This window comes from Rhodococcus sp. NPDC056960 (assembly GCF_042674125.1).
In the GTDB taxonomy this organism is placed as follows: domain Bacteria; phylum Actinomycetota; class Actinomycetes; order Mycobacteriales; family Mycobacteriaceae; genus Rhodococcus_F.
The window spans coordinates 161,998-174,583 of sequence record NZ_JBHURF010000002.1; the positions used below are offsets into that span (position 1 = coordinate 161,998).

Consider the following 12,586-nt stretch of genomic DNA (forward strand, 5'->3'; position numbering starts at 1 on the left):
AATGTCCACGACGCAACTGACGCCCCCATCGGCGGCCCCCGAGACACCCGCGGGCCGTCGGCCCCTCAGATATCGCTATCCGCTCGGCGCGATGATCGTCCGTCGCATCCTGGCGGGCATCGCCACGGTATTCGCCGCGTCGGCACTGGTCTACGCGGCAATCCTGGTGTTGCCGGGCGACGTGGCGACAGTGGTTCTCGGGCGAAACGCCACCCCGGAACGCATCGCGGAGGTCGAAGCGCAACTGAATCTGGACACACCGGTCTGGGAACGGTACTTCCAGTTCCTCGGCGATCTGTTCACCGGCAATCTGGGGTACTCGACGGCCGGACTCGTGCAGGGGGTGCAGATCCCGGTTGCGGACGTCATCGGCCCCGCTTTCGCGAATTCCGCCACCCTGGCGGCGGTGACCATGGTGCTGTTCGTCCCGTTGGCGCTGGGACTCGGGTTGCTCACTGGAGTCCGGGCCTACAAGCCCACCGACCACGTGGTGTCGATGACGTCCCTCGCGATCAGTGCCCTGCCCGAGTTCCTGGTGGCGTCCGCGCTGATCACCATCTTCTTCTCGTGGCTGGGCTGGTTGCCACCCATCAGCGCGATCCCCGCGGGTGACGTCGCGTTGTCGCATCCGGATCTGATGGCGCTCCCGGTCCTCACCCTGCTGACGGTGAGCCTGGCCTTCGGCTCCCGGATGCTCCGAGCGACGGTGATCGAAGTGATGGCCCAGGACTACGTCACCATGGCCCGCTTGAGCGGGTTTCCCGCCCGCGAGGTGCTGCGCAAATACGTCCTGCCCAACTCGATGGTCTCCACCGTGCAGATCTTCGCTCAACAGCTGCAATATCTCATCGGCGGCATCATCGTCGTCGAGGCGGTCTTCAACTATCCCGGGATCGGCAGCACCCTGGTGCGCGCCATCGCCGTGCGCGACACCCAGGAGATCGTCGTTATCGCAACCATTCTGGCGGCGACCTACATCGTGATCAACCTCGTCGCCGACCTGATCTGCATCGTGCTGGATCCGAAGATTAGAACGGCAGTGTGATGAAAAACCGCCTGACGCAGATACTTTCCCAAACCAGCGGCCGCGTCGGTTGCATCCTCCTGGCATTCGTCGCCGTCGTGGCGGTCGGCGGGCCGTTCATGGCCCCGTACTCACCGACCGAGCCGATCACCGCCCCGGGGATGGGCCCGGGCCCCAGCGTCCTCGGGACCGGATATCTCCTGCTCGGCTCCGACTATCTCGGCCGAGACGTGCTCTCCCGGGTCCTCAACGGCGGATTCTCCGTCATCGCGATCGGGTTGACCGCCACCCTGATCGCCTACCTGATCGGTGTGACGCTGGGTCTGCTCGCCGGATACGTCGAGAAATACGTCGGGGCCACCGTCATGCGGTGCGTCGACGTGATCCTCGCCTTCCCTCCCCTGCTCGTGCTCCTGTTGCTCGTGGGCGGCTTCCAGTCGCACATCTGGGTGCTGATCCTCGGCGTCGTGATCGTCCAGATCCCCAACATCGTCAGGGTCACGCGGGCATCGACCGCCGCGGTCGCACGATCGGCCTACGTCGAAGTGGCCAAGGCCCGCGGGGAACGGACGCTGACGATCTGGAAGCGTGACATTCTCCCGAACATCCTTCCGACGGTGCTGGCCGACTTCGGCATCCGATTCGGCCTGTCGATCATCCTGGTGGCGAGCATGAACTTCCTCGGGCTGGGCCTCGCGCCGCCGGCGTCCGACTGGGGTCTGATGACGTCGGAGAACCAGAGCCTGGTCACCCTCAACCCGCTGGCGATCGTCGCTCCCGGCGTCATGCTCGCGCTGTTGTCGATCGGGGTCAATCTCGTCGCGGACGCGTACGTCAAGGCCGTCGCCGGTCGCGGGACCACCCGGCGCGCAAAGAAACCGAAGAGCCCCGGCGTCACACCCCCGGTGATCGATGCTACGAACAGCGAAGGTGCCGAGCTGCGATGACCAGTCCCCAATCTACCGGCGACGTCGCCGACCGCCCGACCGCCCAGCCCGTGGCCGCCGTCAGGAATCTGCGCGTCGAGACCAGCGACGGTCTGTGCATCGTCGACGACGTCTCGTTCGACCTGCACGCCGGCGAAATCCTCGGCGTGGTCGGCGAATCGGGCAGTGGAAAGACGACATCGGTGCTGTCGTTCTTCGGATTCGCCCAGCACGGCGCACGGTTCGTCGACGGCACCGTCACGGTCCCCGGTCGCGATCCCATCGACCTGGCCACGGCAACGAACATGCGGGACCTGCGCGGACGCTACTTCAGCTACGTTCCGCAGAACCCCGGAACCGCGCTCAACCCCACCATGCGGATCGCAAAACTGTTGCGCGAGGTCGGTGACCGCCGGGCGGCCGTGGACCCGGTCTTCCGGGAACGCCGCGACGTCGTGACCTCCGAGGCTCTGGACATCGTCGGTCTCCCCACGACCCCGGAGTTCCGGAAGCGCTATCCGCACCAGCTGTCCGGCGGACAACAGCAGCGTGTCTGCATCGCGATGGCGCTGCTGTCCGGCTCCAAGGCAATCGTGCTCGACGAACCCACCACGGGCCTCGACGTCATCACGCAAGCAGCGGTCATCCGCGAGCTCCAGCGACTGCGATCCGAGATCGGCGTCTCGATGGTGTACATCTCCCACGATCTCGCCGTCGTGTCCCAGCTCGCCACCCGTGTCGCCGTCATGTACGCCGGACAGGTCGTCGAGGTCGGTGCCACCGAGGATGTGCTCCGGCGGCCGTCGCACCCCTACACCCGGGGGCTCCTCGAGTCGCGGCCCGACATCCATCGCCCCCGCACATTCGGATCCCCAGCCGAAGACGACGGGCGCCCGGGCCGGACACCGGCGAGCGAACCGACCGACGCCGTGCTCGATGTCCGCGGCCTGAACATCACCCACCGGGTCCGTGGCGTCGAGGCAGCGTCGGTCCGCGACATCAGCTTCGCGCTGAAGCGCGGTGAGTGCCTGGCGCTGGTGGGCCAGTCCGGCAGCGGCAAGACGACGATCGCCCGGGCGGTCGCCGGCATCCAGAAGGTCGATACCGGGGAATTCGTCCTGGGTGGGCGGCAACTGCCCTCGGACAGCGCCGCCCGCACCGTCGAGCAGCGCCGCGACCTCCAGATCGTCTTCCAGAACGCCACCCAGGCGTTGAACCCGCGCGAAACCGTGCACACGGCCATCGAGCGGGTTCTGCGGCAGACGAAGAAGGCCGATCCCTCCGTCACCACGACGACGGCGGAACTGCTGGAGATGGTCCGGATTCGGGAATCCTGCGCACACCGGCTTCCTCGCGAACTCTCCGGTGGTGAGCGGCAGCGCGTCTGCATCGCCCGGGCACTCGCCGCGTCACCGAAGGTGATCGTGTGCGACGAGATCACCTCTGCCCTCGACGTCACCGTGCAGGCTGCCGTTCTCGAACTGCTCAACGATCTGCGGCGGAAGCTGGGTGTCGCTCTGCTGTTCATCACCCATGACCTCGGCGTCGTGGCCGGGATCGCGGACACCGTGATGATCCTCGAGAGCGGGCGGGTCCGCGAAAGCGGTGTCGCACGGACGGTCCTGGATTCGCCGACGTCCGACTACGGTCGACGCCTGATCGAGGCCGTTCCGACCCTCTGCTGACAGGTAATCCACAGCAGTTGTCCACATCTGTTGGTCATTCCCGTCTTTCGGGGCTGGCGTGATCGGCAACACACGTCTATTGTTACCGGTAATCGATTACGTACTAGTTGGCCATTCGCGCCACAACGACACATCCCGAGAAGGAGACCCCATGAAGATCGTCGGCATCGACGTTTTCGACTACAAGGTGCGGTACGCGCACGGCGAGTACGTCATGTCCGGCGGCCGCGCCGCCGTGCATCAGGTGGGAACCCTGGTGCGTATCCGGACCGACGAGGGACTCGAGGGCTGGGGTGAGATCACCCCGCTCGGAAGCACCTACCTGCCCACCTCCCCGGACGTCGTCCGCGCCGGGCTCGCAGAGGTCCTCCCGCACCTGGTCGGTGCCGACCCGACGAACATCGCCCGGATCAACCGCATCATGGATGCGGTTCTCCTCGGCCAGGGATACGCGAAGAGCGCAATCGATACCGCCTGCTGGGACCTGCTCGGGAAGTCCGCGAACCTGCCGATCTCCGCCCTCCTCGGTGGCGTCCTCCAGGAGGACTTCCCGATCTACGAAGCGGTGCCGCTCGGCAGCCCGGAAAGCATGGCCGACTACATTTCCGAGCGCCGGGAAGCCGGAATCAACCGCTTCCAGCTGAAGGTCGGCAACCGGCCGCTCGAGGACGCTGACCGCACCCGCGCGGCCGCCGAGGCCGGCGACAGCGACACCGTCATCATCGCGGACTCGAACGGCGGCTGGAATCTCCTCGACGCTCAGATCGCCATGCGCAATATGGAAGACCTGCCCGTCCTCGTCGAGCAGCCCTGCCGCACAACCGAAGACAGCATTCTCGCCCACCGCAACTGCCGCCTCCCCCTGGTGCTGGACGAATCCATCACCGGACCCACCGACCTGTTCAAGGCCAAGACCGAGGCGGGTGCCGTGTCGGTCAACGTCAAGATCAGCCGGGTCGGCGGGTTGACCAAGGCGGCCCGCATGCGTGACCTGATGCAGGAACTCAACATGATGGTGTCGATCGAGGACATGTGGGGCGGTGACGTCATCACGGCCGCCGTGAGCCACCTGGCCGCCAGCACGCGCCCGGAAAACCTGTTGAACACGTCCTTCTTCAACGACTGGACCGACGGGCACGTCGCCGGATACCAGCCGCGGTCGGTCAACGGCCGCGGATCCGCACCGGTGGGTCCCGGCCTCGGAATCACCGTCGACGCGCAGGCTCTGGGCGAGCCGATCCTGTCCACCGACCGGTAGCGCCTTCCGTCTATCAGGAATGACACTCATGACGATTTCGCGGCAGGAATGCGCGGCTCTCCAGGAATGTCCGGCCACCGAGGCCGACATGTACACCGGTGCACGTGAGCTCGTCGAGTCCCTCGTGTCGGCGATGCTCCGCCGAATTCGCACGTCACTGCGGCACTGACCCGTTCGGCAGCATCGAACGACGCCGGCCCCTCACCAGGAGGGGCCGGCGTCGTGCTGTCGTGCTGTCGGCGGGAGTTGTGACGGGTCAGGGCGCGGGGGTATTGCCGAACTGATGCTGCCGAACGTGTTCGAGGTGCTCGGTCATGAGCTTCTCGGTCAACGGTCCGTCACCCTTGACCATCGCGTTGAGGATTCCCCGGTGTTCTTTGGCGGATTCCGCCAGCAGTCCCTGCTCGGCCAATTCGATCAGGCCGAACAACCGCGTCTGATCGCGCAGGTTCCCCACGATCGTATTCAGGTACGGGTTGCCCAGCAGGGCCAGCAGACCGAGGTGGAACTCTCGGTCGGACTCGAGGAATCCGACGTAATCGCCTTCGGCTTCGAGCGAGATGATCGAATCGACGAGCTTCTGGTACTCGGCTTTGTGAGGCTTCACCAGCTTGGCGGTGGCGACCTGACCCATGGCGGGGACTTCGAGCATCAGTCGGAGCTGGTGGATGTGCTCGCGGTCGGTATCCGACAACGGGATCACCCGGAACCCGCGGTTACGGACGGGTTCCATCAGTCCCTGCTCCACCAGCGAGAGCATCGCTTCACGGACCGGGCTGTTCGACACGCCCAGCGTTGCCGCGATCGCAGACGCCGAGTAGATCTCTCCTGGCGCGATCTCACCGGTCACCATCCGCTGCCGGATGACGGCCAGCGCCTGATCCCGCAGGCTCGTACGTTCGAGCTGATCCGTCCTGATGGCCACTCGTGCCCGCTCTCGCCGTGTCGAATACTACAGATTACCGTTCATTGTAGCCGGATCGACGAGTCGAGCTGGTCCCGCCGCATGCAGAGGGAGGCGTGTCGCCGAACCGGCCACACGCCTCCATGCGGGGTGAAGGTGGTTTTGAATCGGGTCGGTTGTCCTTACCCGAGATGTCGCATCATCCGCCGTGTGGCGCGTCGCCCGGAGGAGTGACGAGTATCGTCCAGCCGGCAGGCGGGTAGGACGCCTGCAGTTCCTTGTCGCAATCGACGATTCGGAGCGTGCCGCACCCGAGAAGGTGGGCGGTCTGATTGCCGCGGAACGTGTCGATCCCGTCGCGGTGCTGTATGCGAAGTTCCATCGTCGTCTCCTCGGCGCCCGTACGGGCGGGGGCGTCTACCAGGACGCAAGGCTCGTGAAATTGGGAAGTCCCCTTCCGGAGGCGCTGTCGGGTAGGGCGCGTCCGGAAGGGGACCGAGTCGTGCGTACGCCGAACGGTGGTCCCGTGCGTGGCGTACTCACGAGGTGCAATGCCACGTCTCGTGGCGGGTGGATCAGACCTCGGCGGTCAGGGCCAGCTCGACATCCTTGATGACCTGGGCGCGGTCCTCGTCGCTGAGCGGCTGACGCGGCGGCCGGGTCGGTCCGCCGTAGTGGCCGGCAACCTTCTGGGCGAGCTTGATCGCCTGGACGAAGGTGTGCTTGGTGTCCCAGAAGAACGCCGGCTGCAGCAGGGCGTAGAGCTTGCGGGCCTCCTCGATCTGTCCGGTGGTGCCGAGTTCGTAGATCTTGGCACAGGCCTTGGGCAGAGCGTTGGAGAATCCGCCGATCCACCCGACCGCACCGAGCAGCGTGGCCTCGAGGACGTTGTCGTCGGCGCCGGAGAGGACGTCGAGCCGGGGAGCGATCCGCTGGATGGCGGTGATCCGCCGGATGTCGCCGGAGAACTCCTTCACCGCAACGACATTGTCGATCTCGGCGATCCGGCCGAGCAGCTCCGCGGTGAGGTCGACGCGGGTGTCGAACGGGTTGTTGTAGGCCACGATGGGCAGACCCACCTTGGAGATCGCCCGGTAGTGATCGACGACCTCGTCATCGTTGGCGCGGTACGAGTTCGGCGGCAACGCCAGCACCGCCTGCGCACCGGCCTGCTGCGCCTGCTCGGTCCAGCGCCGCGACTCGGCGGAGCCGTAGGCTCCCACGCCCGGAACGACATTGAAACCCTTGGGCGCAGCCTCCACGGCCAGCTCGACCACCCGAGCGCGCTCCTCGTCGGACAGGACCTGGTACTCGCCGAGCGAACCGTTCGGCGTAACACCGTGGGCCCCGCTCTCGGCCAGGAAGCGAACGTGATCCTGGAAGCGGTCGTAGTCGATCGACAGATCGTCCTTGAACGGCAGAGTGGCCGCGACGACGATTCCGTGCCATGGCTTGGCGGTCATAAGAGCCTCATTTCTAGTGGATGGCCTGTACAGAAAGAGTATCACCGGTAACCGGTAACATTCTACCATTGATTATGAATATTCTGCGCGAGGTATTCGGTTCCCCGGGCAAGGCTCTCGGCGCACCACGGGTGCGCCGAGAGCCTGGTAGAGCCGCTGGTCAGCGCAGCGTGACCCAGATGGTCTTCAGCTCGCTGTACTGATCGAAGGCCTCGAGCCCCTTGTCGTGTCCCCCGAAGCCGGACAGGCCGAAGCCGCCGAACGGCGTCGAGATGTCACCTTCGCTGAAGCCGTTGACGGCCACGGTGCCGGCGCGCACGGATCGCGCCACGCGCAGCGCCACGTTGATGTCCCGGGTCCACACGTTGGCCGCGAGACCGTAGACGGTGTCGTTGGCGAGGGCGATCGCCTCTTCCTCGGTCTCGAAGCCGAGGACGGCGACCACGGGGCCGAAGATCTCGTCCCGGACCACGGCGGAGGTGGGCTCGACCTCGTCGATGACTGCCGGGGAGACGAAGAATCCGCCGGTTTCGTCGAGGATGCGCTCGCCACCGATGACCTTCGCCCCGGAAGCCTTTGCGTCGTCGATGTACCGCAGCACCCGCTCGCGCGCGGACGCCTCGATCAGAGGTCCGATTTCGGTCTCACGGTTCTGCGGATCCCCCACCTTGAGGTTGGCGGCCAGGTCGGCGATCAGCTTGACGAAGTCGTCCTTGATCGAGTTGTGGACCAGGATGCGCGAGCCGGCGGTGCAGTTCTGTCCACCGTTCCAGAACGCGGCTCCGGCGAGATCCTCGGCGACCGTGTGCAGTTCGTCGCGCATGTCCGCGAACACGATCTGGGGGCTCTTGCCACCCATCTCGAGGGCGACCTGCTTGAGGTTGCTGTCGGCGGCGTACTTGAGGAACATCCGGCCGACCTCGACCGACCCGGTGAACGCGACGACGTCGACGTCGTCGTGGAGGCCGAGGGCCTTGCCCGCGACGTGGCCGAGCCCGGTGACCACGTTGAACACGCCGTCGGGGATGCCGGCCTCGGTGGCGAGTTCCGCATACCGCAGCGCGCTGAGGGGAGACAGCTCGGCAGGCTTGACGACGATCGAGTTGCCGGCGGCCAGTGCCGGAGCGATCTTCCACGCGAGGGTGTTGGAGGGGAAGTTCCACGGAACGACGACCCCGACGACACCGGAGGCCTCGCGCACGATCAGGCCCACGTTGTCGGCGCCGGTCGGCGACACCTTGCCGAAGACCTTGTCGATCGCCTCGGCGTACCAGCGGATGGTCATGATGACGTCCGGGATGTCGAGCTGCTCGCAGTCCGTGATCGGCTTGCCCGCGTCGATCGAGTCGATGAGGGCGAGCTCGTTCGCGTTCTGCTCGACCAGGTCGGCGAACTTCAGCAGGACCGCCTTGCGCTCGGCAGGCGAGATCTTGCTCCACGCACCGCCGTCGAACGCTCGGCGCGCCGCGGCGACGGCGGTGTCCACGTCCGCCGCGGAGGCTGCTGCCACCTTGTTCAAGACCTGGCCGGTCGCCGGCGAGAGGTTGTCGAAGGTGGCACCGTCTTCGGCATCGACGAACTTGCCGTCGATGTACGCCTGGGTGCGCACGGACGCCGGGAGTGACGTGGTCATGTTGCTCTCCAATCGCCGGCGTGCCGGCAGGTGGTTGTTGTGAATTGTCCGAGATACCGGCGCCGGATGTCGATCGGTCCGGCCCCTGCTTCGAATCGCAGCGCCGCATTACCGGTAATCGGTAGTATTTTATCGCTACCGATGGGGATCGTGTCAACACTCACTTGCCACCGGCGGAGACCGGTGACCGTCAGATGGCCGTCAGTGTGGCGCGGCGGGGCGCACCGACAGCCCAGTCGCCCTTGATGTGCTCGAAATGCTGGTACATCAGTGCGCCCGTCTTGTCGGCGTCACCGGCGACGATCGCGTCGAGAATCGGCTCGTGCTCTTCCGCCGAGGCCGTCAGGTCGCCGCGCTCCGACATTTCCTTCAGGCCGAACAGGCGGGTCTGATCCCGGAGGCCGTCCACCATGGCGATGAGGCGTTCGTTGTCGAGGAATCCGAGGAGTCCCAGGTGGAATCGGCGGTCTGCGTCGAGGTAGGCGATCAGGTCGCCGCTTCGAGCGGCGTCGACGATCTCGCGGGCGATGCCCACGTATTCGTCGTAGTGATCCCTCACGCTCGGGATGCCCGCCACCTTCTGGGTCGCCGGAATCTCGAGCATGACCCGCAGTTCGTAGATCTCCCGGCGGTCTGCGTCGCCGAGGGGCACCACTCGGAAGCCGCGATTTCGGACGGCCTCCATCAACCCCTGGTTGACCAGGGTGAGCATGGCCTCCCGGACCGGGCTCGCGGAGACGCCGAGTTCGGATGCCAGGGCCGTTGCGGAGTAGATGCCACCGGGCACGAGTTCTCCCGAGACCATGCCTTCACGGATCACCGCGAGAGCCTGTTCGCGCAGGCTCGCACGTTTGAGATTCGACGTGGGTGTGATCATCGTGGACCTCCAAAATTTACGACGCTGGAAGGCACTCCATCCGACCATCCGACGCTAGTGTGCAATGTAACACACTACATTGTACCGTGTCTCCGGTCCGAGCCCGGAAGACTCGGTGGTCAGCCGAAGAGCTCGCGCAGGTGCGGGTTGAGGAAGATGCCCTGGGGATCGAATTCCTTACGGATCGATTGGAATTCGTCGTACTTGGGATACAGGGCCTCGACGCGGTCGCGGGTGAGGAAGTGGATCTTGCCCCAGTGCGGGCGGGCGTCGAACCGCTGGAGTTCGCGGTCGAGTTCGCGCAGGAACGGCTCGTAGACCGTCCCGACCTGGCCGGACACGGACACCGACATCGTGTCGCGCTGGTAATGCGCGGACAGATATCCCTCGTCGGCCTTCTGCCAGCGGATCTGCACCGGCGAGATCTGATCGGTGTGCTTGTGCAGCATCAGGTTCCGGACGACGTCGAGTGCTTCGACGCCGCGGTCGGCAGGGACCATGTATTCGAGTTCGTGGAACCGGGCCTCGGTCGTGGCGTCCGGGTAGATCAGGTGCGCGCGGCCGGTGCGCTGGCCGGGGTCGGCGTCGACGTCCTCGGCGTCGGCGGGCAACTGCTCGAGCAGTTTGACGACGCAGTGGTCCTGCGGGACGGTCCCCAGGTCGTACATGGCCGACGATTCGGCGGTCGGCATCCACCAGAACGAGAAGTGGCGGTAGTCCGTCAGGAATCGGTTCCAATTCTCCCGGAGCTCGGAGAAGGGCAGGACGGCGTTGTGCTCGCGAAGCTTGTAGGCGGGCAGGGTCTCGATCCCGAGGTCGAGGAAGACTCCGAGCATGCCGAGGGAAACCTGTGCGGCGCGCAGTCGCTCGGTGTCGGTCTCGGCGATGTCGACGATCTGTCCGGTGCCGTCGACCAGGCGGACGGTGCGCACCATCGACGACAGGCTGCCGAAGGAGGGGCCGGAGCCCTTCGTCCCAGTGGCGACGGCACCGGCGAGAGACTGGGCGTCGATGTCGCCCTGGTTGGCCAGCGACAGCCCCGCCTCCCACAGTGGTGCGCCGATGTCGCACAGCCGGGTGCCGGCGCGTACGTTCGCGCGCAGGGTGGTGGCGTCCGTTCCGGTGACTCCGGAAATGGATTCGAGACTGATCAGGGTGTGGTCGGTCTGCACGATCGGCGTGAAGGAGTGCCCGCTTCCGGCGACCCGGACGCCGGTACCGGCGTCTGCGGCCCGGCGCACGACCGACACGACGTCGTCGTCGGTGGTGGGTCGGGCCGAGGCGGTGAAGGTGAAGCTCTGGTTTCCGCCCCAGTTGGACCATTCCTGCTCACGCGCCTCGTCGGCGGTGACGAAGTCCTGCGCGGGGAGATCACCCGAGACGATCGCGGTGGGGGTGTGCTCTGACATGGTCTTCCTTTCCCGACAGGCCGGGCCGTCGGTACGACAGTCGTAACGTGGCGATGTGCCTGGGTGGGGCCGTGTCGTCGGTGACGACGGTGTGCGGAACCCGGCTAGTAAGATGTTACATGTAATGTACGACATGGCGGTGATCTGCGCCACCGTGGCCGGAGCTCGGGACTCCTCCGGTGCGGCCATTGCCCACGCACCGCGCTGGGTGTAGAGTAGTCGATTACCGATTACATTCTAGATTGGTGTCGCGTAGTCGTCGCCACATCGCGTGGAGGAGCTTCTTGATGAAGATTGTGGGAATCGACGTCTTTGGATACGAGCTGGGATACGCCCACGGCGAGTACGTCATGTCGGGCAACCGGGCCGCCGTCACCGAGGACGGCACCCTGGTGCGCATCCGCACCGACGAGGGAGTCGACGGCTGGGGTGAGATCACCACGCTCGGCACCACCTATCTCCCCACCTTCCCGCGCGGCATCCGGGCGGCCCTCGCGGAACTCGGTCCCGCACTGATCGGGCTCGACCCGACGAATGTGCGCAACGTCTACGACGTGATGGATTCGACCCTGATGGGCCAGACGTTCGCCAAGAGCGCCCTCGACATCGCCTGTTGGGACCTGCTCGGCAAGGCCACCGAACAGCCGATCTCGGCGCTGCTGGGCGGAGTGGTCAACAGCGACTTCCCGCTCTACGAGGCCGTCCCCCTGGGCAGCCCCGAATCGATGGCCGACTTCATCAGCGCCCGCCGGGCCGAGGGCATCAATCGATTCCAGCTCAAGGTCGGGAACAATCCGCACGACGACATCGTCCGGTCCCGCGCCTGCGTCGAGGCCGGCGACCGGGACACCGTCATCGTCGCCGACTCCAACGGCGGATGGAACATCTCCGACGCGAAGATCGCCCTCAAGGGCATGAAGGATCTGCCGATCTTCGTCGAACAACCGTGCCGCACCACCACCGATTGCATCCTCGCCCACCGTGGGTCGGAGGTGCCGCTCGTGCTCGACGAGTCGATCGTCGATTCCACCGAGGTGTTCCGGGCCAAGAACGAGGCCAACGCGGTCTCGATCAACATCAAGTTCGGAAAGGTCGGGGGGCTGACCAACGTCGTCCGCATGCGCGACCTCACCCAGGAACTGAACATGCTCGTCTCGGTCGAAGACATGTGGGGCGGCGACGTCATCACCGCCGCCACCAGTCACATCGCGGCGACCACCCGTCCCGAGAGCCTGCTGATGACGCCGTTCTTCAACGATTGGACGGACGGTCACGTCGCCGGTCACCAGCCGCGGTCGGTCAAGGGCCGGGGTTCGGCCCCCACCGGGCACGGCCTCGGCATCACCGTCGACGCCGACGCGCTCGGCGCACCATTGTTCGTCGTCGGTAACTGACAGGCCGGGAACC

General features: G+C 65.8%; 12 protein-coding genes. 6 read left to right on the forward strand and 6 right to left on the reverse strand.

Annotation, left to right across the window (positions count from 1 at the left end; all coding sequences use genetic code 11):
• Nucleotide 1 precedes the first annotated feature (1 nt).
• From ACFTWF_RS03790 to ACFTWF_RS03810, 5 genes are all read left to right on the forward strand, one after another.
• Nucleotides 2-1,045 carry an ABC transporter permease gene (locus ACFTWF_RS03790; RefSeq protein WP_378459938.1) on the forward strand — a complete coding sequence of 348 codons (1,044 nt, stop codon included), beginning with the start codon at nt 2-4 and terminating at the stop codon, nt 1,043-1,045.
• Nucleotides 1,045-1,971: an ABC transporter permease gene (locus ACFTWF_RS03795; RefSeq protein ID WP_378460202.1), complete on the forward strand. Its 927-nt coding sequence runs from the start codon at nt 1,045-1,047 to the stop codon at nt 1,969-1,971. Before ACFTWF_RS03790 ends, ACFTWF_RS03795 begins: the two co-directional genes overlap by 1 nt.
• Nucleotides 1,968-3,635, forward strand: a complete 1,668-nt coding sequence (locus tag ACFTWF_RS03800) for an ABC transporter ATP-binding protein (protein ID WP_378459939.1) — start codon at nt 1,968-1,970, stop codon at nt 3,633-3,635. Before ACFTWF_RS03795 ends, ACFTWF_RS03800 begins: the two co-directional genes overlap by 4 nt.
• Nucleotides 3,636-3,786: 151 nt before the next feature.
• The gene (locus ACFTWF_RS03805; protein WP_378459940.1) at nt 3,787-4,893 is read left to right on the forward strand and encodes a mandelate racemase/muconate lactonizing enzyme family protein; all 1,107 of its coding nucleotides are present in this window, start codon (nt 3,787-3,789) and stop codon (nt 4,891-4,893) included.
• Between the two features lie 28 nt (nt 4,894-4,921).
• Complete coding sequence (locus tag ACFTWF_RS03810; protein ID WP_378459941.1) at nt 4,922-5,062, forward strand: hypothetical protein; 141 nt, start codon at nt 4,922-4,924, stop codon at nt 5,060-5,062.
• An 87-nt stretch (nt 5,063-5,149) separates the two neighbouring features.
• Here the strand turns inward: ACFTWF_RS03810 and ACFTWF_RS03815 are convergent, their stop codons facing one another.
• The 6 genes from ACFTWF_RS03815 to ACFTWF_RS03840 form a co-directional block, all read right to left on the reverse strand.
• Complete coding sequence (locus ACFTWF_RS03815) at nt 5,150-5,818, reverse strand: GntR family transcriptional regulator (protein WP_378459942.1); 669 nt, start codon at nt 5,816-5,818, stop codon at nt 5,150-5,152.
• Between the two features lie 178 nt (nt 5,819-5,996).
• On the reverse strand, nt 5,997-6,179 hold the full coding sequence (locus ACFTWF_RS03820) for a hypothetical protein (protein ID WP_378459943.1): 183 nt from the start codon (nt 6,177-6,179) through the stop codon (nt 5,997-5,999).
• Between the two features lie 193 nt (nt 6,180-6,372).
• Nucleotides 6,373-7,260 (reverse strand): dihydrodipicolinate synthase family protein, encoded by an 888-nt coding sequence (locus tag ACFTWF_RS03825; RefSeq protein WP_378459944.1) that lies wholly within the window; start codon nt 7,258-7,260, stop codon nt 6,373-6,375.
• Nucleotides 7,261-7,420: 160 nt separating this feature from the next.
• Nucleotides 7,421-8,893, reverse strand: a complete 1,473-nt coding sequence (locus ACFTWF_RS03830; protein WP_378459945.1) for an aldehyde dehydrogenase family protein — start codon at nt 8,891-8,893, stop codon at nt 7,421-7,423.
• 190 nt (nt 8,894-9,083) lie between these two features.
• Entirely contained in the window at nt 9,084-9,770 is a 687-nt protein-coding gene (locus tag ACFTWF_RS03835; RefSeq protein WP_378459946.1) for a GntR family transcriptional regulator, read from the reverse strand.
• Nucleotides 9,771-9,889: 119 nt separating this feature from the next.
• Nucleotides 9,890-11,179 carry a D-arabinono-1,4-lactone oxidase gene (locus ACFTWF_RS03840; protein WP_378459947.1) on the reverse strand — a complete coding sequence of 430 codons (1,290 nt, stop codon included), beginning with the start codon at nt 11,177-11,179 and terminating at the stop codon, nt 9,890-9,892.
• Between the two features lie 287 nt (nt 11,180-11,466).
• Between ACFTWF_RS03840 and ACFTWF_RS03845 the strand changes: the two genes are divergently transcribed.
• On the forward strand, nt 11,467-12,573 hold the full coding sequence (locus ACFTWF_RS03845) for a mandelate racemase/muconate lactonizing enzyme family protein (protein ID WP_378459948.1): 1,107 nt from the start codon (nt 11,467-11,469) through the stop codon (nt 12,571-12,573).
• Nucleotides 12,574-12,586 lie beyond the last annotated feature (13 nt).

Coding starts and splice junctions, on each gene's coding strand:
- ACFTWF_RS03790 (WP_378459938.1), top strand. CDS start 2: ATGTCCACGACGCAACTGACGCCCCCATCGGCGGCCCCCGAGACACCC.
- ACFTWF_RS03845 (WP_378459948.1), top strand. CDS start 11,467: ATGAAGATTGTGGGAATCGACGTCTTTGGATACGAGCTGGGATACGCC.
- ACFTWF_RS03840 (WP_378459947.1), bottom strand. CDS start 11,179: ATGTCAGAGCACACCCCCACCGCGATCGTCTCGGGTGATCTCCCCGCG.
- ACFTWF_RS03820 (WP_378459943.1), bottom strand. CDS start 6,179: ATGGAACTTCGCATACAGCACCGCGACGGGATCGACACGTTCCGCGGC.
- ACFTWF_RS03825 (WP_378459944.1), bottom strand. CDS start 7,260: ATGACCGCCAAGCCATGGCACGGAATCGTCGTCGCGGCCACTCTGCCG.
- ACFTWF_RS03805 (WP_378459940.1), top strand. CDS start 3,787: ATGAAGATCGTCGGCATCGACGTTTTCGACTACAAGGTGCGGTACGCG.
- ACFTWF_RS03800 (WP_378459939.1), top strand. CDS start 1,968: ATGACCAGTCCCCAATCTACCGGCGACGTCGCCGACCGCCCGACCGCC.
- ACFTWF_RS03810 (WP_378459941.1), top strand. CDS start 4,922: ATGACGATTTCGCGGCAGGAATGCGCGGCTCTCCAGGAATGTCCGGCC.
- ACFTWF_RS03830 (WP_378459945.1), bottom strand. CDS start 8,893: ATGACCACGTCACTCCCGGCGTCCGTGCGCACCCAGGCGTACATCGAC.
- ACFTWF_RS03835 (WP_378459946.1), bottom strand. CDS start 9,770: ATGATCACACCCACGTCGAATCTCAAACGTGCGAGCCTGCGCGAACAG.
- ACFTWF_RS03795 (WP_378460202.1), top strand. CDS start 1,045: ATGAAAAACCGCCTGACGCAGATACTTTCCCAAACCAGCGGCCGCGTC.